Below are 24,102 nucleotides of genomic sequence, written 5' to 3' on the forward strand. Positions count from 1 at the left end.
TCATAGCATATATCCTAATGCATCGGCATTGGGTAATCGTCCAAAGATATTAATGGCATTTATTCTTCTAACAAAAATTCCATTAAAAAATCCCTCAAGTACTTTAACAGTAAGTGAGGAATTTTTCTCAAGTTTCATCAAATACAAGATACCACCTTATTTATTCACCTGTGCAATTCGATATGGAGAAGGGACACTTCCTTCGATACAATTTCATATTTTTTCACCTGTACTCCAATAAATCAAACTTTATATTTACTATACTCTATTCCAAAAACGTTGCTGAGCAATTGCATTCACAAATTCAGCTTCGAAATTAGGATTGTTTGTAGCAAAGACGACACCAGCCAAATTGTTATTTTTTGATGGTTGAAAATAGGACTCTCCAGTAGTAGCAATACCTATTGGTTTATAATGTCGATATGCATGGTGTAGATAGTCTGTAACGTGCTGCGCGAATTTAGCTTGGTTTCCAGTATCCCCACCAACAATATAAATAGTATCGTATAAGTAAGGACTGGACGTTACAAAGGTCATATTTACCTCAATTTTTGTTCCATCGTTTCCGGAAACTGTACCAAGTTTATCACTTATAATATCAAAAAACACCCCATTTTCTTGCAAGCTATTAAGGACATTCATTACCTCTTGCCCGTTAAAACCATTAGCAATTACTACACCAACTTTTAGTGTCGAGGCATATTTAGGGGTACTTTCCTGACTAAGTGAAGCGTAACTTGTCGATACGTTAACATGGGAGCCGCGCGGATGACTGACACCAATATTATCAGCAACAATTGTAGCCAATTCTATATCTACATTAACCAATAGGTCTACGTTTTGCTGACGAACCGATTTGCTTTTTACTTTTCCAAGTTGATAGCTAAATCCATCAATTGTATGATGCTTTTCGACAGGTGTTAAGCTATTCCAAAATATTCTCACTTGCGAAAAGTAATCCTTGAACGAATCACTTCTGGCACGTATTACGTGTCCATCCACCTTTTTGGGATATGATTCATATCCACCTTCTTCTGGCGGTACCGTATAAGGTGTATTATGTGCTAGTGAATTTTGATGATAGTCTACCTGATCCACATCAATTCGTTGTCTCATATAGCCTCGTCTTGTATTGTTATGAAATGGACAGATCGATCGGTTAATTGGCAGTTCGTCGTAGTTTGCACTTCCAAGTCGATGTTGTTGTGTATCTCGGTACGCCATTAACCTTCCTTGTAAGACCGGGTCATTGGAAAAGTCTATGCCTGGGACAACATTTGCGGGATTAAATGCGGCTTGTTCAGATTCTGTAAAGTAATTCTGTATGTTTCGATTTAAAGTCATCTTACCAATGATTTGTACAGGCACAAGCTCTTCTGGCCAGAACTTAGCAGGATCCAGAACATCAAAATCATATTTGAATTCATCTTCTAATGGGATTAACTGGACACCTAATTCGTATTCAGGATAGAAACCATTGTCAATCGCTTCTCTCAAATCTTTGCGGTGAAAGTCAGGGTCAATTCCCCCAAGTTTGATTGCCTCATCCTGAAGAAGGGAGTGAACACCAAGAATAGGCTTCCAAACATATCTCATAAAGGTTGCCTTCCCTTTATCATTAACAAATAGATACGTGTTAATGGACCACGACTCCATCATTCGATAGCTTCTTATAATGCCACGGTCAGACATAATCCATGTCACCATATGAAGAGATTCTGGATTATTGGCTACATAATCCCAAAAATGATCGTGTGCACCGGTTGCCGTTGGTATATCATCATCTTGCTTTGCTTGGTACGCATGCATCGCATCGGGGAACTTCATTGCATCCTGATTAATTAATACAGGCATTGCTATCGTTGTTAAATCAAGATTTCCTTCTTCTGTATAAAGCTTAACTCCCTGGCAACGTAAATCTCTAGCTGTATCATAGGAACCTTTAGGTCCCTGTACAGTAGAAAAACGGATAGTTAGTGGTGTCTTTTTTCCAGCTTCTCCGAGAAACTTTGCTCTCGTTACGTGTTGCATGGACTGATAACATTCAAACTCCCCATGTGCACTATAACCTCTTGCATGGACTACTCTCTCTGGTATCTCTTCATGGTTAAAATGTGACATCTTTTCGAAGAACTCATAATCTTGGCGAAGTGAAGGACCACGTATACCAGCCTTTAATTGATCCGTATCTTGAGATCTTTTTTTCCCCTGCATTGTCGTCATTGGTTTGCCAGCGTTTGATATACGGTATTGATCCAATTGCTCTTGTTTAATATTTTTACCCATAGCTTTCTGGTCTCTTGATTGTTTGTCGCTCATGGAATCACCCATCCTATATTAATCATTTAACATCACTTACAGGATATTCTCCTAGTGTCTTAAATATTATTCTATTGTATTTTTAATTTCCCAATTATACTGTATGAAGTGAAATCTTCATCTATATCTCACGATTTATGGATTGTTCAATTTGTGTTTCAGAATGGGAAAAGGATAAGGATAAGGAGATGAAAATGATACCTGAGGAATATATATAAGATAAATTGCACAAATATTGCAATTAGTAACTGGTAATGATGTGGAAGAGGATCATTACATAAATGGATGTTTCAGAAAAAGCATAGGTGTGCTTAGCCTATCGTAGTTTTAACGCGGAAGGTGGAATACTGTTAGAGGATGGGCAGATGATTTAATTTATTTAGTAGCACCCTACTCTAAGATAGATCTAAGTTAAACAGTTGTTGAAATAACAACTGTTTAACTTAGATCTTCATTCGCCGCTCTAGTAGAGTAATCGTCGTCATTACTTTATAGATTCAATGTCCTCGCTATCTATATATGAACACGATCAATAATGCATTGATGTTTTCTTTTTTGCGTTTCTTACCAGCCTTTGGTCTTTTCATCACTTTCCGAATTACGAGCTATACTCTACAAAACCATTCTCTTTCTTTACCTGTTCAATTTGATCTACCGGAATAGAGAAAGGCGTAGCTATGTATAACAGCCCCACACTGACAAAATAAACAAAGATACTTAACCCAAAATTAGGATGAAATGATTTCATTTGAAGGAAGATCAGCATGAAAATGGATACAACTACAAAAATACGCATCAATACAGGCAATCGATATAACGTTTTTACTTTACTTGGACTTACAAAAAGAACTAAAATCTTTTCTCTAATGAAATGAGCATAAAGGAAGACGATAATCATTAATGGTAAAATGAGCCAAAAGTAAGGTGTTCCGTAACACAATCGCAATATTGGCAACGAAGCAAAAATATTTAACCCTATTAAAAACCAATACATATTAATCGTATAATAATGCTTTGATTGATATTTATATCTTTTCCACAATCGTAATAAATGAAAAACAATAAGACCTTCTACAGCAAGTAAAATAGGGAGCCAAAAAAGGAAACGGCCTTCAGGAAAAGCAGCTGCAGCTAATAAGGACAACGTATGAACACCAATGACGAGCCCTAACCGTTTTTCCGCAACTTGTTTTACTTCATTTTCACTTTGGTTCATTTTATTCACCACCCCTACAGATTTCATTTATGATATCTTACCATAATCCTAGTCTTTGCAAAGTAATTATCTCATAAATAATTCCCCACTATACACACGAATTTGCGTTCTTGTTTTGCTTTTTAAATAATAGTAATTTATAGGTGCAGTCAAAGTTATATGGGTGGGTGGTTGTCACGTTTTCCTTTTCCTTAAAAAGGGGAGGGAGGTGATAATCATGGATACTTTCTTGGAGTTTTTAAAAGAAGTGTTAAAAGGGATCATTCGCGCGATTAGTGCGTATGTATTTCAGAAAACTTTTTTAAACGAAGAGAAAACCACCCGTTGCCGTAGGAAGCCGGGTGGTTCTCGAAGTAATAAATAATCTTTTGTTACAACCACCGCCTGTACGGCCGAGGCTACAAAGAGAGAAGTTACTGCTTCTCTCTTTTACTATCTATATCCATTTTAACGTAAAAACATGCAAAAATCAATGTGACTTATTCGTCAACCCTTGTTAACAACGTAACTAACTCCAAATGAAATAGTTAGGCTATTTCTCACACATTACGAGGAGATACATAGTCAAGTGTCTCCTGTGTTTTAAAGTTGCCGCCTGCTCATCTGGTATCCCTGTAATGTAAAGCAGATAAGCGTTAGTACAAATATGATAGCAACTGTATATAAAACCGCCGTACCATCTACTAGAGTACTAGATGCTGGATCAATTACATGCCAAAGCAGTTTCGTAAAGAATATACCGAAAGTTAACCCGAATACTATCCCATAACAAACAAAAATCAATGCCTGCCAAACAATAACTGACATCATCCCGTTTTGTGTTAAGCCTAATAAACGTGTAATCCGATAACTTGATTGTTGGCTTAAGATGTCATTCGTTAATGTCTGTAAAACACCAAACGATGCACCTATAATTAAAACAATTAATGTGCCGATAACTAAGACGTAGCGTTGTTGAAACATCTTGTATTCTTCCTCAAGTTCCGCTGTTTTTGTTGTGAAATGCATTGCAGGTAATTTACTCATAATAGGCTGCAAAACTTCCACGTCATCCGCATCAACAAAAACTTCATGCATATATAAAACATTTGCTATCTCTTCGGACCAGTCAACGACAATATCGCTATATTGAAATAGTGTTGATTCGTCAGAAATTGCGCTAACAAGAAGTGGCTCATAGTTTTGATTATTATAGTAGTCTATTATTAGAAGTACATCTCCCACTTCAATATGATGCTCTTTTGCAAAACTTTCCTTGACAACTGCACCTGTGACAGGATATTGCTGATCTCGATAAGCAAGGTTTGTTGCCTGTACATCCGCATCAATCATTTCATTAGGCAATTGGACACCAAGGCTTGCAATTCCACTGCTGGCATACACATCACGCACACCTTCTAAATTCCTAATATCAGCTAATAATTCAAGCGTCTGTTCTCCTGTTATATCAGATAAATCATACGTTCCGTGAACCTCAGTTTCAAATTTATTGTCAATATATTGCTCGCTTGACACAGCTACACTTTTCATCGTAGCAGTGCTAAACACCAAAATGACCATCACGCTTATAATTGTTAATATCGCCGACATATTTTTACGTACTTGAGGGAGCAGCCGCTGCAATGCTATATAAAAGTTTTTGCCAAATATCCCCCGCAAATATGGCAGAGAATGTTGTATACACCATTTAAATACATACGGCAAGACATATATAAATAAGACGGTCATCATAGCGGAACCAATGAAGCTTTGAACGGGAGCATTTTCTCTCATTCCGATTAACAATAAAAAGATGGCAATGACTGCAACCCCACTGCTAACCCATCCTTTTTTCCTCGTCCAAACAACCTGTTTTTCTAATTGTTTCATTTGCATTGGTAACACATTGGTGCTCTTCCAAACTTGCCACATCACAAACAGCTGTAGTACGACAAGACTCACTAATGCAATTACGATAACCGTAATAACAGGTATTGTTGTTTGTACAGGGGGCAATGCCAATGACCGAATGATTCGATGAAGTCCAAATTTCATCATCCCAACACCGAGCAATGTGCCAGCTAATACACCTATTATAATAATCGTAGTTAGTTGGGTTAGTACTATCAGCGCAACTTGTGTCATTGTCGCCCCTATTGCCCGTAAACGCATTAATTGCTTTTGCAGCTTAGTAAAAATGATACGAAAATTTGATAAGAGTAACGTGCCCGTAATGATTAATACAAATAGGGATAAGACAACGATAAAAACAAGCAGACCTTCAATATTCTTTTGCATAGCTTCCGATTCATTCAATAAATCCACACGTAAATATTCATCCATTTTAGCAATTTGTGTTCCTACTGTTTCCTCTAGTTCAGGAATTGTCTGTACCAATACAAACTTTCCTTCCTGCATATAGGGAAATAGTGATTTCATATCAGCATTTGTAATATAAGCTGTATTAAATTCATGGATTGGTAAAGTATCTGCAATCGTAAATGTTTGATGTCCAACTTCCAATTGATCCCCAATCGACTTTTCCAAAGAATGTAATAAACGTTCACTTACAATGATCTCATTTTGCTCAATATTATCCGTAAAATGCAAACGACTTTTCGTAAGTTCATCGTTATTCACGCCAAGCATGTTAATAGATATACCTTCTACCGTAACTTCCGGATTTAACAATATTGGTGCAACCGCCATAACACCAGATAAATTCGCTACCTGTGTAAGCTGTTTTTTATCTATATATCTCTCATCTTCTAGTTCGTAACCAAACTCAATATTACTATCACCGTATAGCTCATAGATATCTTCATCCAGTTTTTCTTTGGCACTAAAACCATAGGTACACATCATCACCACAAGTGCTATCGCAATTGCCACGGTGATTATACTCGTTATTGCTTGTGTCTTTCCTGCACGAAAAAGCTTTAAGGCGATGGTGCGTAGATTAAACATTATCGTTCACCTCGAGCTACATATTTAAATTTTTCCAAGATCTTATCTAAGTAGTTTTCATCTTTTTCATTTGTATAAACATCAATAATTTGTCCATCATGGAAGAATAAGACTCGATCTGCATATGACGCAACGTATGCATCATGGGTGACGATAACCATTGTTTGTTGAAGGTCTTTATTTAATTGCACGAGTAAATTTAGAATATCATTCGTTGTATTAAAATCAAGTGACCCTGTAGGTTCATCTGCTAGTAATATCGACGGTTTTGCGACCAAAGCGCGTGCAATTGCAACACGTTGTTGCTGTCCGCCTGATAACTCCGTAGGCAAATGTTTGCGCCATTTTTTCATACCGACCTGGTCAAGTGCTTCCTCGACACGCAACTCAATTTCATAATGCGTTAATCCTTTTAAAATCAGTGGCATTGCTATATTATCCATCACATCAAGATCTTCTAAAAGCTCAAAAGACTGAAATACAAAGCCAATATGGTCACGCCGATAAATCGTTGCTTGTGGTTCTTGGTGAATATTTGCATGTTCACCAAAAACAAACATTTTCCCACTTGTTGGAGCATCAATAGCACTTAACATATTAAGGAGTGTACTTTTACCCGATCCGCTCGTTCCCATTATCGCTACCATTTCACCCTCGTACAATGTAAGATCAACTTCCCGTAATGCCTGGATACGGTGCGATGACCTATCAAATACCTTATTTAGTCCCTCTACACGTAAAACTTCTTTCAGTTTTTGCTGTGGTACAGGAATATTATTCATCAGTTTCTTCAACGGATTTTGCCCACTCATCATTATACACTCCCTTCAATTGTTGTCGTAGCATCTGTAAACCGCGACGAATATGTGTTTTTACAGTTCCAACCGGAAGTTCAACCACTTCAGCTATCTGTGGCACTGTATAATCATGATAAAACCGTAATAACAAAGCAGTTTTATAATGATTCGGTAAAGACTGTAATGCTTGCCATAAATCAAGTTGCTCTTCAATCGGTTTATAATCTGCCTCTATTAAATGCAAGGTTTCCGGAGCAACCGCGCGCTCTCTATCTCTTTTTTTCACATATGTAATACTTTGGTTAATCGCAATCCGCATCAGCCACGTAGAAAAATACAAGGGTTCTCTTAATTGTGCGATCCCTTCAAAGGCACGAATAGTTACTTGTTGAAAGACTTCAATTGCATCCGTTTCATTTTGCACGTATGCAAAGATCATTCGGTAAATTTTATCTTGTTCTTTATTTAGTAATGATAGAAAAGCCGCTTCATTTCCCTGCTGAGCTTGTTTAACCCGTTGCATTTTTTCACCTCTCTATCTATTAGACACACGAGTATGGCGAAACGATTCAAAATCGCCATTTTAAAAGACCAATTTTTCATTATTATAATTGAGAAATTGGTCTTTCCCGTAACTTCAGTAAGCTCCGGTATAAATGATGAAACCTAAACTTAGGCATCTCGTTTACGGTAAAATGCCCGAACGAAATGGTATCTAGCTCGAATGGGCAATTAGACTGCCTTTAATCCCCCAATAAACTTGAACCTGGCTCAAACAGGTAATTAAAGATTAAAATATCCCTATTTAAACGATTACAATTTTTAATCAAGTCAGTACAATGCAAATCACTCTCTTTTACAGATGCAAAGAAAAGTGCCTGTCCCCATTACTTTAGCACTTTACAGTGGCGGGGGACTGACATTTGGTTCTACATGTTACTTCCCACAGCATTTCTTATATTTTTTCCCGCTACCACAAGGGCAGGGATCATTTCTACCTACTTTAATTGTTTTTACTAGGGGATTCTTTTGGAATAATGGTAACACTTCTTGCCATTCTCCAATATTCCTTTTCCCCTTCTCGTCGGCAATTTTGTGTAATAGTTCTACCGATTCTTGTGTCATTCCCAGTTCTGTGTATAACGCCTCTAGCCTTTCAAGCACATCTAGCTTATCATTAAGCCCTTCTACCTCTAGACCTTGCTCTAATATCTGTCTTGCTTTTTCAATATCCCTGTTCTGTGGTTCTGAAAACATACCATACTGATCTGACCAATGAATCCATCCCCAGCCTGAGGTAGGATGCTCCTTAATATACGCCTTGAAAAGCTTCTCACCTTCATCAGTCTTACCCATTTCGAAGTATGAAGCAGCAATTACACGTTTTAGAACAAGAACATTATACTCGTTCTTATCTTTCTTTAAAGCTATGTATTTCGTGCAAAAGTCTATTTTGCTCTGAACAAACCTTTTATCTTCCCTCGCAGCATTACTTAATTCCACTTCAAAATCCATCGACCAGTTGTAAATACTTTGCAAGCCAGAAAACGCTTTATCCATGTCTTCAATGTATTCCAGATTATACAAATCCATCGTATCAATGAACTTCCTCCATAGCCCAATCCACATATCGGCAGCAGCCGTCGTTTTCCCGGACATTGAAAGCTTGTAGCCTTCCTGCATTTGTTCATCCAACTCAGATTTTAAATTTTCATCTATTTTAACCATACTGCATACCTCCATTTCCTCACAATATTTTTATTTTTTTGTCCTGAATTTTATTTTACTATTACTAGAATTGAGGGTCAAAACAGAAAATAATTATGGTGCCATAATTCCGTTCTTCAGGGGAGCCAAGACGTGATTTTTTACTTATAGATTGCCTCCAAATCTATCATCGAAATAACCGCTTCATACTTTTTTGAGTAGATTCCATCTCGTATAGTGGTCATAAGATGCACTCCTTCAGTCTTTTTATGGTTTTGTGGATAATACCATCATACAAGATTTGGGGGGGTGCTTCTTTTTCCACCTCTCAAAAGCGTTGGGAGACAAGCGGTAAGAATTATGAAATTCATTCATTTATTAAAAGATAAAAAAATCGGGCTCCCTGTGAGGACAACCCGAGATTTTACTCAATTTTGGAACTGAAAATGCTTATTTTAACAATAAAACTATCAGGAGTCTTTCAAGCGGTTGGAAATATCACTAGAACTATACATTACATTTGTAATGATAGCCCGTTCTTCTCTTAAATGGAAAAACTCTGAAAGGTTATCAACTGGCATCTGTCTAAGCCCCAACAAATGGCCTTGTTCTGTCCCCGTTAACTTCACACGTTCCGGAAACATACCAAGTGTTTCAATTGTTTCCGCTATCCTATTATACTGTCCCATAGCCACTTCTGGTTCCTGTAATTGCTCTGAAATATAACGATATATCTCCTCCATATCGGAAAGTGCCCTGTCAGTGATTTGAATCTTATATTCCTTCATTCGTCCATCTTGCGTAGTATAAACCTTAATCATTCGAGTGAACTACTCCCACCACTTATCCTCCTTGCGGGTCTCTTGAAGTGGGAGCTTCTCGACTTATCGTTGCTTTTACTAGCCAACGAAAATTGACCGAGCTAACCCTCTCGTTCCAAGAGTTTTGGTTGCTTATGATAACGCTAATAGGCGTATCCCTTCATTTTGATATTGATGGCGGAATTATAGTCACGATCTGCCACATAGCCGCAGGAACAACGGTAGGTGCGTTCAGATAGTTTCATCGGTTTTTCTGCACCACAAGAAGAACACTTCTTAGTGGAAGGAAACCATTTATCAATTTTCACAAGTTGTTTCCCTTGTTCTTTTAGCTTGTACGCTAAAAAGAGCGTGAACATCCCCCAACCGTTGTCGTGAACACTTTTCCCAAAGTGAAGGGCCTGAGACATTCCTTTCATGTCCAAGTCTTCGGGTAACAACAGCGTCATAGGTGGATGCTAATTCTTTTGATTTGTGGTGAAGAAAGTTCTTCCGTTGATTGGCTGTCTTTTCTTGTAGTTCAGCCACTTTCAAACGCTGCTTTTCCCAACGTGCATGGTTGTGTAAGACTGCTTATGTTTACGACTTTTGAATTTCGGAAATGCAGCACGACCTTCAAAAAAGTTTTTATAAGCTTTTTGTAAGTTCATTTGTGCGTTTGCCAAAGCTAAAGAATCCACTTCTTTTAAAAATGGAAATTCACTTTTATATTTTGCAGGAGTCGGAAATTTTTGCTTTTGAAGTGCTTCTTTATCATCTTTGAACTTTTCATATATTTCCTTGTGTTCTGTTAACATCATGTTGTAGACAAAACGAACACAACCAAATGTTTTGGCTAATAATGCTGCCTGTTCTTTATTTGGTAGCATACGAAATTGGAAGGCTTTATGTTGTTTAGTCATATTCATTCACCCCACCAAACAGCATGTATGTTCCCATTATACCATATGGAAGGAGTTTTGGCTAAAGCCAACCGAAATTCGTCTCCACCTACTCCTTGTTGCTATTCGCACCTTCACATTCCTTGAGGATGGGAGACTTCTTTCGGAAAGCCGTTATATAATGTCCCTGTATCCGTTAAAAATAAATATATCTTTTTTCTCTTCTCTTTCATCCCCCTTCCGTTATGATTATGATTAAGATAACTATAATCCTGGAAAGCCCTTATACCATTCTTAAGAATTTCTTAATGTTATCCCGGCGTAACCGTCCGTAAAACTCCCACCTCAAACCTTCAGTCCATGTCGAGAAAATTTAGGTAGGATGAAACGTAACACCTAAGGTTCGTTCAACTAACAATCCGTAGAGATGAAGAAAACTCCCCGCGGATTGAAGTTTCACTTTACATCGTGACAAATAATAATAAGAAAACCTTAAGAATTAACGCTGTTAATTGTTAAGATTTAGTTGCTATACTATTTTTACTCGAGGAAAGAGAAGTTTTGAATATGATGCAGGAGTGAACGTTCATGAACATCTTAATTTGTGATGATGATAAAGAAATTGTCGATGCGATTGGAATTTATTTAGAACATGAGGGCTATCAAATCCTGAAGGCCTATAATGGGGAAGAAGCGCTTGACGTTATTCAAAATCATGAGATTCACCTTATTATTATGGATATTATGATGCCAGTAATGGATGGAATGAAAGCAACGCGGAAAATTCGTGAGGAAAATAATATTCCCGTCATTATGCTTTCCGCAAAATCAGAGGATACAGATAAAATTATCGGGTTGAATTTAGGGGCTGACGATTACATCACGAAGCCATTTAACCCTCTAGAGTTGATTGCCAGAGTAAAAGCAAGCTTGAGAAGATATACGTCCTTAGGTAGTCTCGAGAAGAAAAGCAATGTCTATCAAACGGGCGGTCTTGAAATTGACGATGAAACGAAGAGCATTATTGCAGATGGAAAAACAGTTCATCTTACACCAGTGCAATATAAAATTCTCAAGCTGCTAACTGCCAATGCTGGGCGAGTATTTTCCATCGAAGAAATTTATGAAAAGGTATGGAATGAACCAGCCTATCGACCGGAAAATACAGTAGCTGTGCATATCCGGAAAATTAGAGAGAAGATTGAAATCAATCCGAAACAGCCAAAATACTTAAAAGTCGTCTGGGGAGTGGGATATAAAGTTGAAAAAATTTAGTCATACTAATGTTACCAAGTTTATTGTCTTTGTGCTGATGATCGCATGCCTTACCGGAGCGATTACATCGGCCATTAACCTAGTGAAGATGCCCTACTATAACTATAGTCTAGTCAATAAAAATTATTATCAAAGTTACGACTATGCGGAACAAAGCTCTTCACTTGTTCGGGACATAGCAGATGTACTGACAATCTATAAAAATGAAGAGCATATTTTAAAAGGGGAAACGATTGACAAGAGCACATGGAATAGTATAGAAGAAGAGTTATTCTATGATTATATGGATCATGTACATTCCAATTTCCGGAACACAGAAACCTCTGCAACCGAAGAAGAGCAATATGAGAAATTTGAACAGGAATACGATGAAGAAATCACATTAGGAAGAGAACAACTGATTCAAAGAGAATTAAGAGAATACCATCAGCTGTTGCAGAGGCTAGAAAATAGGAAAGCACCGCTTTATTACGTAACTGATGGAAATCAAGTATATACAAACACAACAATGAAAGATAAAAAGCAGTTTGAAGCCCTGCCTGCTTATTTTATCTTTGAAGACTATAAGATGGAAGCTTATCCGGAAGAAGTACAGGAAAGTGACTACCTAGAATGGGTTACAGAGCCAATTGAACAGCTCAATCAAGAAAACACAGTAGTCTATCTCGCATATACCGAAGAATTTTTAAATCCTGCCATTGAGGAGTGGAACAAGACTAGCGAAGAAGCTTCACAACAATTATACCAATTAATTCTTTTTATCTCGGGCTTTCTTTTCTTATTCATTTATCTTGCACTAGTTATTGGCAGAAAGTCATTTCAAGATAAAGAGATACATTTCCATTTCGTTGATAAAATGTTCACGGATATAAATGTAATCATTGTCGCTGCTTTCATCTTGTTATTCTTTGTACTTGCGGAATTCTTATATAATGTCGATCAACAAATGATTCTATTGATTTCAATTCCAATTGCTATTATTGTCTTTGTGTTGATTTTATCGCTTGTAAAGCATATTAAAAACAGAACGTTATTTAAGCATACATTGATTTTCCAAATGATTTTGATCATCGTTCAATGGATAAATAATATATACCGGAGCGGCAAAACGGGAATGAAAACTGTATTAATCGTTGTCGGTTATCCAATTTTAATTGCCCTAACTTTCTTCATGTTCCCAGTAACAATTGGAGTCGCAGCTTGGTTTGCTTATAAAAAAGTGAAAGAATTCCAAGCAATTCAAGACGGGGTTGCTGAAATTAAAACAGGAAATCTGCATCACCTGATTGATGTCACCAGTAAAGGCGAATTTGCGACATTAGCTAAAAATATTAATACCATCACGGATGGATTAAAAAATGCAGTAAATAATGAATTAAAAAGTGAGCGGCTGAAAACCGAGCTAATTACAAATGTCTCCCATGATATTAGAACTCCCCTCACTTCCATTATTACGTATGTCGACTTATTAAAACAGACAGAAGACCCAATCATAGCGAAGGGATTTGTGGAAATTTTAGATCAAAAATCAAAGCGGCTTAAAAGTTTAACCGATAACTTATTCGATGCAGCCAAAGCCTCTAGCGGGAATGTTCCTGTAGAGCTAGAAAAAATTGATGTAAATTCATTAATTACACAAGGCATAGGCGAACTAACAGATAAAATTGAAGCGAATAATCTCCAATTCAAAGTAAATCATTCCGAAGACAAAATCTATGTGAAAGCGGATGGCAGATTACTCTGGCGTTCCATCGAAAATCTTTTCTCCAATATTTTTAATTATGCGCTAGAAGGTTCGAGGGTCTACATTGATATTTCTGATCGAGATGACAAGATCCAGATGACCTTTAAAAATATTTCCGCTGCAGAGTTAAATATGACGGCTGATGAATTAATGGAGCGATTTAAACGAGGAGATGAATCGAGATCAACAGAAGGTAGCGGTCTCGGACTGTCCATCGCCAGAAGCCTAATTGAGTTACAAAAGGGCGATTTTAGCATTCACATCGATGGAGATTTGTTTAAAGTAATTATCAAGCTGCCGAAATATCTTGAAAAATAAGTGTAAGATAGTACACATCGTTTTTTGATATGCTCCCAATATGGTAGACAGAGAAATATTAAAAATTCTCTACTACTATATTGGGCGCATTTTCTATGTCTAAAAGAAGAAGTAAACATACGTTAGACGAAAGAATCGAGGCAGTATTACGTGTAATTGAGGGGAGGACGTCTGTCAGTACGATTGCTAAAGAATACTCTGTTGACCGTACTACGATTAACTTATGGGTGAGTAAATACGAAGCAGATGGTGTGGATGGTTTAAAGGAAGCGAGGATATGGAAGAAGTATTCCAGCGAACTGAAAAGGGAAGCTGTTGAATTTTATCTAAGTGGAGAAGGCAGTCTGAGAATGACTTGTGAGAAGTTTAATATTTCATCTAATTCGGTTTTACGTCAATGGATAAACCAGTACACTAGTGGAAAAGAGATAAAATCTACTAGTAAAGAGAAACCATGACAAAAGGGCGTAAAACCACACTTCAAGAACGCATTGAAATTGTCCAATATACGATTGCGAACGAATGCAATTATCATGAGGCGGTTAAAAAGTATAATGCTTCTTATCAACAAGTATATAGCTGGGTACGTAAATATGGAAAAAATGGGAAACAGGGTCTTCAGGATCGCCGTGGAAAAACTCTAGAATCAAAGGCTAGCTTTACCGAAGAAGAAAAATACTATTACTTAAACCCGTTTTATATACAAACGTAATCATGGCAGGATCTTTATTTCCCTCTTCATCTACTCCACCGACAATTACCTTGTCAACGACACTTTCAAATACATACCGATCAAACGTATCAATCACTTCATTTTGTTTTTGAAAGCTAACAAGCGTTTTTTAATATCCTTTTCTTCTTCTAAATTCGATAAGGACTTTTCTCTTGTTTGTACTTTCTCATTAATCTCTTGCATAAGTGAATTATATTTATCTTCATGCGTATCTTTATCGATAATATTCTCCAGTATCATATCCACTAATTTATTCTTTTTGTTTTCTAATCCTTGAATTTCTTTTTCTATTTTAGCTATTTCTTTATGAATCGTATTGGAACTTAATGCTTCTTCCATTCGTTGCAAAAATTCTTCCAATACGTCTTTGTTATTATTACACATAATTCGGTAACTTTCTAGAAAAGCTTTTTCAATAGCTTCTTCGGGCATTCCTTTACTGTGTGGACAGAACTTTTTTCCCTTCTTTGTACTTGTAACGCACTGCCAAATCGTTTTGCTATATTTCGTTGAACTATGCCATCTACGTCTTGTTAGTGTACCTCCACAATAGGCACAATCAATCATACAACTAAACGCATATTTACGACTATACTTTTCTCGCTTCCCGCCATTATTTTCTACTGTATTTCGTCCCCCATTTCTTCTCATTCTAATTTCCTGTGCTTTATCAAACATTTCAGCACTGACAATTGGTTCATGGTGATTTCGTAAATAATACTAATCTTCCTCACCAAAGTTTTCTAATCGACGTTTTGAAATGGGATCTAATGTAAAAGTTTTTCCCATTAAAATATCGCCTTTATATTTTTCATTCTTGATAATTCCGAGTACAGTTGTTTCAGCCCATGTTGGAGTACCTCTCTTTGTTTTGTAGCCTAAATTCTCTAGCTCCCTTGAGATAATACTCCCTCCGGCTCCCTCCACATATCTCTGAAAAATATAACGAACAATTTCCGCTTCTTTTTCATTAATTGAAATACTTTTATCTTCTGGATGATAGTCATAACCAAGGCATCCTTGAAAACCAACTAACTCTCCACGTTGCATTTTCATCTTTAAACCTTTTTTAACATTAGCGGATATATTTTCGACTTCTTGTTGTGCGACTGAACTTAATACGACAAGCAACAATTCTCCATCCATTGTCAATGTATTGATTTTTTCATCTTCAAAATAAACGGCTATATCTCTTTCTTTTAACTTCCGAACATATTTCAGCGTATCTAATGTATTCCTTGCAAATCTAGATATTGATTTCGTAATCACCATATCAATATCTCCATTCATACAATCATTGATCATTCGTTGAAAGTCTTCACGTTTCGTTACTTGTGTGCCTGTGATGGCTTCATCTGCATAGATATCAGCTAACACCCATTCAACATTTTTCTGAATTAAATCAGAATAATAAGAGACTTGTGATTTATAGCTATTTAACCGATCTTCCGAATCTGTACTTACCCTACAATAGGCTGCTACCATAATCATGCATTTCCTCTCCCTTCGCAACTGCAAAGGTGGGTGATGATTTCCTCTTTCATAACCTTCAACAAGATTTTTTATGAAATGCCAAAAATAAGAGCAATATTTTAAAAAAATATTCATTAAATACAAAAAAGCCCAACTGAACATAAGCCAGGTGGGAGTAAAAATTTATACATATTATTAAATGGAAAATTCTATTTAAAAAAGTTGAAAGCCTTAGTTCAAGAAGAAAACAAATTACGACAAAACAAAAAAGTAAAAGTAGATATGAGCTAAAACGCGATTATCCTGTGAAGACATTACTCAAAATTTCCGGTATTCCACGTAACACTTATTATTATAAAATTAATACTTTTGAGCACTCAGATAAAAATTCAAAGTGGAAAAGGCTCATTAGTTCTATTTTTGAGAAGCATAAGGGCAGATATGGTTATCGTCGTATCCTCTTTTCTTCTTTAATATTCACCATCCTAAAGAATCTTTGACGCAAAGGGAATCTGCTTAATTATATAACTTAACAAGAAGCAAAGTGGTATCGTGATCAGAATCATAGCTAGAAACATGAAGGATGGTGGAAAGTGGATGACCTTCAATCCAGCAATAACAATAGCGATAATCGGTATATGAATGATGTAAATCACGAAAGAATGTGCTGACAAGAAGCTCCAACCTTTTCCTTGATGAAAAACTCTTTTGCGAAAGAATATGATTAATCCGAGAATGACGCCAACACAAAATAGAGCTTCCCACAGAGAATAAACCAAAGATGTCCAGTTCCAGCCGCCAGAAAACTGTAATCCGTCTATCCCAAATATCAAGACTAAGGGAAGGAGAAGAATCGATGCTCCAATTGCAATTCTAAAACCCGCCCTCCCCATAGAATCAGGAGTATTTCGAAACCAATTACGTTGGTAAGCGATGATACCCAAAATGAATAGCCCGACATATTGCGGGAGATCATAGCCACTTGCTGTAAAAAGTCCAACAAATGATTGAACCTTGGGAGATCCACCGGGTAAATCAAGAGCAGGGACCCACAGTCTTATGATGAAGTATCCTACTGCTAATATCATGACAAAGACTGTAAACATCCTGTAGGTGGGTGGCGTACTCTGACGAACTACTGATAGCTTATTTTTACTCATAAATTTCGCCCAGACTGCGTATAAACAAACGAATACGAAAAGTAGCTCGACGTACCACATCGGGCCATAGGTTAAATGTGAAAAATAGGTTTGCCATGTAAATGGCTCCTGGTTAAGCATATAGACTTCAATTGATTGAACTTGGCTAAGAATGAGAACGTAGAAGATAAACGGGACTAGGAACCGGATAAATCTATCTTTGATAAATCGGGTTGCTCCATTACGTTCAAAAGATGAAGGAACAAAATATCCGGAAATAAGAAAAAACGTCCCCATGAAAAAAGTCTGATTAAAAGCAAGGAATAGAAGGCCCATAACAACCCCAATAGACCCTTGTGATAATACCTCGTTATAGATGGAAAAATACACTAAATGATGTAGCACTACTAACATTGTAAGAGCTGCCCTTAGGTTATCAATAAAGTATAACCGACCTTCCTTTTGGAGAGACGAGCTCCCTATATGTTTTGAATTCATAATAATTCTTATGTTCCCCTCTATGAATATTTAAAAATATATCTCAAAAGAGCATCCGCCAAACTGGACGGCTATGTAAAAGCCATCCTAATTGCTTTATATTTTAATTTTCTCTTTTAGTTGATCTTTTAGTTGATCCGTCTATTTTCCAAGAGGCTAACCCTATGATTCCGCCAACTACAATAAATATAATGTCCATAACAATTTCAAGTCCCTGAAACGCATTAATATAATTTACCAAAAACCAACTTTTTCCACCATTAGTCAAATGATTGATTAATCCGCCTACTCCCTGTATAACGAAAAGTAGACCAAGTCCACTGATAATTTCTTTCATGATGAACACCTCATTAATAATTTTTTAATTTAATATGCCTCTAAGACCGATGTTGAAAAAAACCGCACCTACGACTCCTATCGCTACCAAGAGTGAGGAAATCGGAGCTTCATTTAATTTTGATCTAATTTTATTTAGAAATTGTTGCAGTCTCTCTTTAAACATAATATTAACCCCTAACAAAAGAAGAGAAGGAAGCACCATTACAAGATTGTAGCCAATTATAATAAAGATAGAAGAGGAAGGCTCAATTGTTAGGTGATTCATTAACAAAATGGAATAAAAGTAAGGCAAAGCAGTTACAAATTCAATTAGAAAAACAATGATACCTAACATGATCATCCCTTTCATCGTTGTTTTTTGGGGGATAAATGAAATTAAACGTTTTTTTGTATTTTCATTTGGTTTACAGAAGCTAATTAGAGCCATAACTGCTCCAAAAAGGAGATAAAACCAATTGATAAAGTCAAATTCAGATAATTTTCCGATTCCTTTCAATAGTGAATCTCCACCAAAGTATAGGAATAAGCCCACCAGAAGATAGCCAAACTGCGTAATAAACAAAAAAACAAGCAAGCGAGAAGATAATTGATTAGGCTGTGTCAATAATAAATAGGCTGTTACAGCAAGTACACCAGGACTTAATATATCAATTAATGCGCAAATAGAAATAATTAGCAAAGCTATCGATGTGTCTAATGATGAAGAAGGCATCAATGCTTCAATACTTTCGATCAAATATAGAGTCCCTCCTTTTTATATGTTATAATTTAAATAACACAGTGTGTTAAAATTATAATAACACACTGTGTTAAGAAAGGGAAGTGATTTTTTATGCCAAGGATGGTTAATCATGAAAAAAAGAGGAAGTCAATTGCTGAGGCCGCTTGGAGTATTATTAAGAAAGAGGGAATCGAAAAAGCATCTATAAGAAGAGTTGCTACTGAGGCAGGCATGTCTGCTGGAGCGTTAAGACATTATTTTTCAACTAAGGATGAAATGTTATTATTTATCATGGATTATTATCTGGAAGAAGGGAAAAAACGTTCTCAAAGTAAAAGTTGGTCAGACACTCCATTGCAGGCGGTTGCGGAAGTTTTATTAGAGCTTATACCAATTGATGAAGAAAAGAAAATCGAAACGAGCGTTTGGTGGATCCTTGCACTTCAGTCACTTACAAGTGATACATTAAAAGAAAAAAAAGATGAAATGACTAACGGTATGTATGAATTAGCAAGTTCAATGATCGAGATATTAGCTCTACAAGGGATTTTATCTGATTCAACTAATGTAAAATTAGAAAAGAGTAGGCTAGCGGCATTAATTGATGGATTGTCCATTCATGTTCTGTTAAGACCTGACGTCTACTCTCCAGATAAGGTGAAGGAAGTAATCCGTTATCATTTAGAAACACTATGCAATGAAAGTCAATTGAGTTAGTTGATCATGTATCAATTTTATTCAACGGGTTAGTAGATTTAGTTTTTAGAAGTTTTTCACTTAAAAAGTGCTTAATAATATTTTATATTGTTTAAGCAATTTTATAGGTTTGAAATAAGAGTATTCTTTACCGTTTGGAGACAAGTAAACATCTATACAAAATGTAATTAAAAGGCGATTAACTATTTGGGTCAATCGCCTTTGTGAATATTTCTTTATAATTTTAAAATCATATTAAATTATAAAGTCTTGTTCTCTACTTTACTTCAAGCTCCTAACCAGTGCATCCATACTACCCCAAGTTAGCGTAATGCCTTTCAGCAATCCCATGTCCAAAAAGCTTGAAGAGAATCTGCTGAAACAAATACAGAATGACTGCCCAAACCAATGAATGCCATCGGGTAGTATTCTCGCTTTTAGATGATAAGTAGTCCCTAAAGACTTCTGACGGTATTCTTATCAAAACCACATTCAGGACAACGTTATGGTTGGTTGATTGCTTCCACTTACGATTTTCCCTAACTGGAACAGATCCCTTATCTGTGTTTTCGCGATATTACCATTCTAGTAAGCTCAAAAAATGACTGATGTGGTCGGAAACCTCCTTAGGATGGGTCAAAGTGATGATGTGATTAGCACCAGGTATACGCACAAAGTTAATATTGGGAATTTCCTTATATAATTGTGCGATTTTAAAGAGATCTTCTGAGTCCTTCTCTCCTATGATAAAAAGTGTCTTTGTTTTAATTTCTCCCAATCTTTCCATCGCTGAATTGGAGGAAGCAGTTTTGAATGTTTTCCAATCAAAAGTCTTTTGAATATTATGTATCATCATTTCACGTAATAAATCGTATACTTTTCCGAAAGAAACGCTCCAGGAAGGCTCGTTTAATGTTATATTAATCATTTTCTCGACATCTGGTGCAGCTTTAGAAACTCGGCTCTCTAATTCCGCATGCTCGGAAGAAAATTTAAACCCCGACAGTCCTGGAGCGGCCAATACCAGTTGAGACACTCTTTTTGGATAGGTCAGAGTAAAATCAGTTGCAATTTGTCCCCCCAGGGAATGTCCAACGAGGGCACCTTTCTTAATTTTAAGATGATCCAAGAGTTTTCTAAGATCCTCAACATAATCAATGGGTTCATTAGGAACGGGTGACTTCCCTGCACCCCGGACATCAAGAGTGATTACTTTGAACGACTTTGAAAGATGTGGGGTGATGAATTCCCAGTCACGTGAATCCATAGCTCCACTATGAAGTAGTATAACCGGCTTTCCACTTCCTTTAATTTCGTAATGAAGATCCATCTATTTCAATCTCCTTTCCATGAAAAAAGTAGGCACTGCCCATGACTATCTTCGTTTCATTCTATGATTCCTTCCCTTATCCCCCAAACTGTTAATAAACCATTTATTAAACTTATTCGATTATAAAAAAAGTTTAATGTACCTTACAAATGATTTAATTTCTCAAAAAGGTCCTATTTCACCACTTTGATAATGTCCATCCGCTTTAATGTTCCTATAAGTGATTTCAAGAACCTAAACATCCCCCCTTATTTATTTCACACACTGCGATAAAATTATAATAGCACAGTGTATTAAATAAAAGCAAGAGTGATTTGAGTGCAGAAAATAGTTGATCATGATCACAAAAGAAAAATGATCGTTGAAACAGCTTGGAAAATTATTGAAACGGAAGGTATTGAAAAAGCATCTATCCGAAGAATTGCATCTGAAGTCGGAATGTCTACCAGAGCACTTAGGCATTATTTCTCAAACAAGATGAATTACTATTATTTATTATGGAATATTTTCTTGCTCATGAGAAAGAACGGTCGGAGAATACTGCACGGCGATATCTTCCGTGCTATTTTTGTTAAAGAACAAAATTAAAATCAAGAAAATAATTTATTGAAAGGGGGAATGATAGCTCTTTTTCTACTCAAATCTTAAAAGTCAAAATAGACTGTGAGAGTCCACATATTAGCTGAAAAACTGGAAGTCTCAAGAACCTACCTTTCAAAAATGTTGACCAAATTAGTAAAGGCTGGTTTAATCCATTCTATATCAGGCGCTAGCGGTGGATACATGCTGAAACGCAACCAGAATGAAATATCCTTTTTAGATGTAATCCATGCAATTGAAGGTAGGGCATCTATATTCGAATGCAGTTTTAATCATGGAAGCGAATGCTTGATTCAGCAAGTAATCTTAGATGCGGAACAACAAATGGAGCAACTACTAAAGAACAAAAAAATCATTGATCTTGTTAAAAAACTTAACAACTAGTTGTGACTAGATAAAAACCATTTCTCGGTTGGAGGAGGGCCTGTGCATATCCTTATTTAATTGAAAGCGAAGGAACATCCAGCACACTCGTTTGGGAAAGTATTTCTTAAGAATGTCGAAACTGCTCTAACAGCCCTTGAGGAAAGAAAATAAGTTGAAAATGTAGCGGGCTTGAAGCGTAATTGTGTTTTTTTTATCAAAACCGAAACATAAATGCTTTTCAGTTCTTATAGGATCTATATCTCACTACTTGTCCATCATAACACGTAAAATTCCAAGATTTATGTATCTTTACTTTCACGAATTTCATTAATAAAGAAATCACCTTCCACTTTAGGATATAGGAACCTGTTGTTGAATCACATTCAGGTTCCTATCATTTTTGGGGTGAAATCTATCTCCCAGCGAAAACATCAAATATCTTCGGCAACAGCAATAAGGTCAATCCTCACCTAACTATCGACTCCTAGACAAAATGCTTGTTAAAGTTTTCCTTGTGTCATATTAATTCAATTAAATTCATTTCCAAAAAACAAAACCATATTGGGGAGCATCACAAATTCATATAAGATCAGGGTTTAATGATATTCTTAAGTACGTCAACATCCAAGCTAAGAATTGCATCAATATTATCTAAGATAACTTCGTTTTCTAAGTCCCACCATTTTATTTTTAGTAATTCTTTTATTTTCGATTCAGAGAATCGTTTCTTTATTTCCTTAGCAGGATTTCCTCCAACAATCGTGTAAGGTTCTACGTCTTTTGTAACGATGGACTTGGCTCCAATAATCGCTCCATCCCCGACATTTACTCCTGGCATAATTGTAGCGTCTAGTCCAATCCAGACATCATTGCCTATAACAGTATCTCCTTTTAAAGGTAGCATATCCAATGTAGGTGTATACTTTTCCCACCCGTTTCCGAAGATATTAAATGGGTAAGTGGAACCATCCATGCGATGATTAGCTCCGTTCATTATAAAAGTGACCCCAGGACCGATTGAACAAAATTTTCCGATGATCAATCGATCTCCTATAACTTCATAATGATATAAAACCTGATCCTCAAAAAGTTCTCCATTCTTGCTATCATAATAAGTGTACTCGCCAACTATAATATTCGGCTTTGTTAATGATGGTCTAATAAACTGAAGGTTTTTATTTTCATCTATTGGATATATTCTATTCGGGCTAGGACCTTTTATTTTTTCTGACATATACAATACACTCCTTTTTATGAGTTATGTCTAATACGGCCTATTTTATTACACTCTAATGCAAACCAGATATCCCCATTTGGGTCACATGCGATACCGTGTGGTTCTGCTGATGATGTTGGAATTTCATACTCATTAATTTTCCCATCAATAGCAGAAATTTGACCAATTTTATTTGCTCCCCATTCAGTAAACCACATTTCACCATTCTTTCCCGCAGTAATAGCGTGTGGATGTGAATTTGGAGTTGGAATATCATATTCTCTAATCTCACCATCAGTAGTAATTCGACCTATTTTATTTCCCATAATTTCTACAAACCAGATTGCACCATCGTTGCCATTAGTAATACCTACTGGAGCTGCTGCTTGTGTTGGTAGGGGATGTTCAGTTATTTTTCCTTTATCCGTAATTCTTCCAATTGAATTATTTTGGTTCTCTGTGAACCAAAGTGCGTTATCCAAACCTAATGTAATAAATGTAGGATAAGACCCCTTATTTGGTAGGTCATATTCATATATAGTACTATCAGCCGTCAACTTTCCTATCCGGTTTCCATTCATCTGAGTAAACCATATTTCACCATTTGGACCTTCAGTTATTCCATAAGGACCAGAATCAGGCTGTGGCAATGGATATTCTGTAAAATCACCTGTTATTGTCATTTTTCCTATTTTATTGGCTCCATTCTCTGTAAACCATATATCACCACGGGAAGAAACAGTTAAGCACATTACTTTAGCGTTAGGGGTTGGAACTGTATACTCTCTTATTCTGCCATTTTGATCTATACAGCTGATTTTATTTGCTTTATGTTGAGTAAACCATACATTTCCGTCTTTTGCTGAAGCTATCCCATAAGGTCCAGAGTTAGTTCTTGCAATCATATATTCTGTTATATTCATACTAAATTTCCTCTATATTTTTAATCGATTTCTTAAATTATTAC

Annotated in this window: 22 protein-coding genes and 3 pseudogenes; 8 read left to right on the top strand and 17 right to left on the bottom strand. The window is 36.3% G+C overall.

The features are described from left to right. From WKU33_RS09875 to WKU33_RS09885, 3 genes are all read right to left on the bottom strand, one after another. Positions 1-138 (bottom strand): hypothetical protein, encoded by a 138-nt coding sequence (locus WKU33_RS09875; RefSeq protein WP_336253237.1) that lies wholly within the window; start codon positions 136-138, stop codon positions 1-3. Positions 139-258: 120 nt separating this feature from the next. Next, positions 259-2,319 (bottom strand): catalase, encoded by a 2,061-nt coding sequence (locus WKU33_RS09880; protein ID WP_156857683.1) that lies wholly within the window; start codon positions 2,317-2,319, stop codon positions 259-261. A gap of 598 nt (positions 2,320-2,917) precedes the next feature. Next, positions 2,918-3,535, bottom strand: coding sequence for a hypothetical protein (locus WKU33_RS09885; RefSeq protein ID WP_336253236.1), 618 nt, complete (start codon positions 3,533-3,535; stop codon positions 2,918-2,920). 217 nt (positions 3,536-3,752) lie between these two features. Here WKU33_RS09885 and WKU33_RS09890 point away from each other — a divergent pair, with 217 nt between their 5' ends. After that, entirely contained in the window at positions 3,753-3,899 is a 147-nt protein-coding gene (locus WKU33_RS09890) for a hypothetical protein (RefSeq protein ID WP_188856443.1), read from the top strand. 218 nt (positions 3,900-4,117) lie between these two features. Here WKU33_RS09890 and WKU33_RS09895 read toward each other — a convergent pair whose 3' ends face one another. The 6 genes and pseudogenes from WKU33_RS09895 to WKU33_RS09920 form a co-directional block, all read right to left on the bottom strand. Next, positions 4,118-6,481, bottom strand: a complete 2,364-nt coding sequence (locus tag WKU33_RS09895; RefSeq protein WP_188856444.1) for an FtsX-like permease family protein — start codon at positions 6,479-6,481, stop codon at positions 4,118-4,120. After that, on the bottom strand, positions 6,481-7,263 hold the full coding sequence (locus WKU33_RS09900) for an ABC transporter ATP-binding protein (RefSeq protein ID WP_445321694.1): 783 nt from the start codon (positions 7,261-7,263) through the stop codon (positions 6,481-6,483). The genes WKU33_RS09895 and WKU33_RS09900 overlap by 1 nt, the downstream gene beginning before the upstream one ends. Further along, on the bottom strand, positions 7,256-7,801 hold the full coding sequence (locus tag WKU33_RS09905) for a sigma-70 family RNA polymerase sigma factor (protein WP_188856445.1): 546 nt from the start codon (positions 7,799-7,801) through the stop codon (positions 7,256-7,258). Before WKU33_RS09905 ends, WKU33_RS09900 begins: the two co-directional genes overlap by 8 nt. Positions 7,802-8,214: 413 nt before the next feature. Beyond that, on the bottom strand, positions 8,215-9,006 hold the full coding sequence (locus WKU33_RS09910; protein ID WP_336253233.1) for an SEC-C metal-binding domain-containing protein: 792 nt from the start codon (positions 9,004-9,006) through the stop codon (positions 8,215-8,217). A gap of 449 nt (positions 9,007-9,455) precedes the next feature. Then, positions 9,456-9,806 (bottom strand): type II toxin-antitoxin system RelE/ParE family toxin, encoded by a 351-nt coding sequence (locus WKU33_RS09915; RefSeq protein WP_229782589.1) that lies wholly within the window; start codon positions 9,804-9,806, stop codon positions 9,456-9,458. A 132-nt stretch (positions 9,807-9,938) separates the two neighbouring features. Beyond that, positions 9,939-10,708, bottom strand: a pseudogene (locus WKU33_RS09920) (RNA-guided endonuclease InsQ/TnpB family protein). 567 nt (positions 10,709-11,275) lie between these two features. Here WKU33_RS09920 and WKU33_RS09925 point away from each other — a divergent pair. The 4 genes from WKU33_RS09925 (at position 11,276) to WKU33_RS09940 (ending at position 14,736) form a co-directional block, all read left to right on the top strand. After that, positions 11,276-11,962: a response regulator transcription factor gene (locus WKU33_RS09925; RefSeq protein WP_340454339.1), complete on the top strand. Its 687-nt coding sequence runs from the start codon at positions 11,276-11,278 to the stop codon at positions 11,960-11,962. Beyond that, positions 11,949-14,024 carry a sensor histidine kinase gene (locus WKU33_RS09930; protein ID WP_340454340.1) on the top strand — a complete coding sequence of 692 codons (2,076 nt, stop codon included), beginning with the start codon at positions 11,949-11,951 and terminating at the stop codon, positions 14,022-14,024. Before WKU33_RS09925 ends, WKU33_RS09930 begins: the two co-directional genes overlap by 14 nt. Before the next feature lie 95 nt (positions 14,025-14,119). Further along, on the top strand, positions 14,120-14,482 hold the full coding sequence (locus WKU33_RS09935; protein ID WP_188856447.1) for a helix-turn-helix domain-containing protein: 363 nt from the start codon (positions 14,120-14,122) through the stop codon (positions 14,480-14,482). Next, a complete protein-coding gene (locus WKU33_RS09940) occupies positions 14,479-14,736 on the top strand; it encodes a helix-turn-helix domain-containing protein (RefSeq protein WP_340454342.1) in 258 nt (85 codons plus the stop codon). The genes WKU33_RS09935 and WKU33_RS09940 overlap by 4 nt, the downstream gene beginning before the upstream one ends. 93 nt (positions 14,737-14,829) lie before the next feature. Here the strand turns inward: WKU33_RS09940 and WKU33_RS09945 are convergent, their stop codons facing one another. The 5 genes from WKU33_RS09945 to WKU33_RS09965 all read right to left on the bottom strand — a co-directional run bounded on the left by WKU33_RS09945 (position 14,830) and on the right by WKU33_RS09965 (position 18,942). Continuing rightward, on the bottom strand, positions 14,830-15,435 hold the full coding sequence (locus tag WKU33_RS09945) for a zinc ribbon domain-containing protein (protein WP_340454344.1): 606 nt from the start codon (positions 15,433-15,435) through the stop codon (positions 14,830-14,832). 42 nt (positions 15,436-15,477) lie between these two features. Further along, positions 15,478-16,248 carry a recombinase family protein gene (locus WKU33_RS09950; protein ID WP_340454345.1) on the bottom strand — a complete coding sequence of 257 codons (771 nt, stop codon included), beginning with the start codon at positions 16,246-16,248 and terminating at the stop codon, positions 15,478-15,480. A 467-nt stretch (positions 16,249-16,715) separates the two neighbouring features. After that, positions 16,716-17,867 (bottom strand): acyltransferase family protein, encoded by a 1,152-nt coding sequence (locus tag WKU33_RS09955; protein ID WP_340454346.1) that lies wholly within the window; start codon positions 17,865-17,867, stop codon positions 16,716-16,718. Positions 17,868-17,970: 103 nt separating this feature from the next. Next, positions 17,971-18,204 carry a hypothetical protein gene (locus tag WKU33_RS09960; protein ID WP_188856453.1) on the bottom strand — a complete coding sequence of 78 codons (234 nt, stop codon included), beginning with the start codon at positions 18,202-18,204 and terminating at the stop codon, positions 17,971-17,973. Positions 18,205-18,228: 24 nt separating this feature from the next. Further along, positions 18,229-18,942 (bottom strand): GAP family protein, encoded by a 714-nt coding sequence (locus tag WKU33_RS09965; protein WP_209975292.1) that lies wholly within the window; start codon positions 18,940-18,942, stop codon positions 18,229-18,231. A 96-nt stretch (positions 18,943-19,038) separates the two neighbouring features. Between WKU33_RS09965 and WKU33_RS09970 the strand changes: the two genes are divergently transcribed. Beyond that, a complete protein-coding gene (locus WKU33_RS09970; RefSeq protein WP_340454349.1) occupies positions 19,039-19,644 on the top strand; it encodes a TetR/AcrR family transcriptional regulator in 606 nt (201 codons plus the stop codon). 556 nt (positions 19,645-20,200) lie between these two features. Here WKU33_RS09970 and WKU33_RS09975 read toward each other — a convergent pair. After that, the gene (locus WKU33_RS09975) at positions 20,201-20,953 is read right to left on the bottom strand and encodes an alpha/beta fold hydrolase (protein WP_340454351.1); all 753 of its coding nucleotides are present in this window, start codon (positions 20,951-20,953) and stop codon (positions 20,201-20,203) included. A 318-nt stretch (positions 20,954-21,271) separates the two neighbouring features. On the opposite strand from WKU33_RS09975, the pseudogene WKU33_RS09980 reads away from it, so the two are divergent. Next, a pseudogene (locus WKU33_RS09980) lies at positions 21,272-21,492 on the top strand (TetR/AcrR family transcriptional regulator); the annotation flags it as partial. Positions 21,493-21,616: 124 nt separating this feature from the next. After that, positions 21,617-21,937: pseudogene (locus WKU33_RS09985) on the top strand (Rrf2 family transcriptional regulator); the annotation flags it as partial. Between the two features lie 571 nt (positions 21,938-22,508). On the opposite strand, the gene WKU33_RS09990 reads toward WKU33_RS09985, so the two are convergent. Together WKU33_RS09990 and WKU33_RS09995 are read right to left on the bottom strand one after the other, a co-directional pair. Next, a complete protein-coding gene (locus WKU33_RS09990; protein ID WP_164217509.1) occupies positions 22,509-23,153 on the bottom strand; it encodes a Vat family streptogramin A O-acetyltransferase in 645 nt (214 codons plus the stop codon). 17 nt (positions 23,154-23,170) lie between these two features. Further along, positions 23,171-24,058, bottom strand: coding sequence for a Vgb family protein (locus tag WKU33_RS09995; protein WP_340454354.1), 888 nt, complete (start codon positions 24,056-24,058; stop codon positions 23,171-23,173). Positions 24,059-24,102: the final 44 nt, after the last annotated feature.

The sequence above is a fragment of the Oceanobacillus sp. HCA-5259 genome, assembly GCF_037892815.1.
In the GTDB taxonomy this organism is placed as follows: Bacteria; Bacillota; Bacilli; order Bacillales; family Amphibacillaceae; genus Oceanobacillus; species Oceanobacillus indicireducens.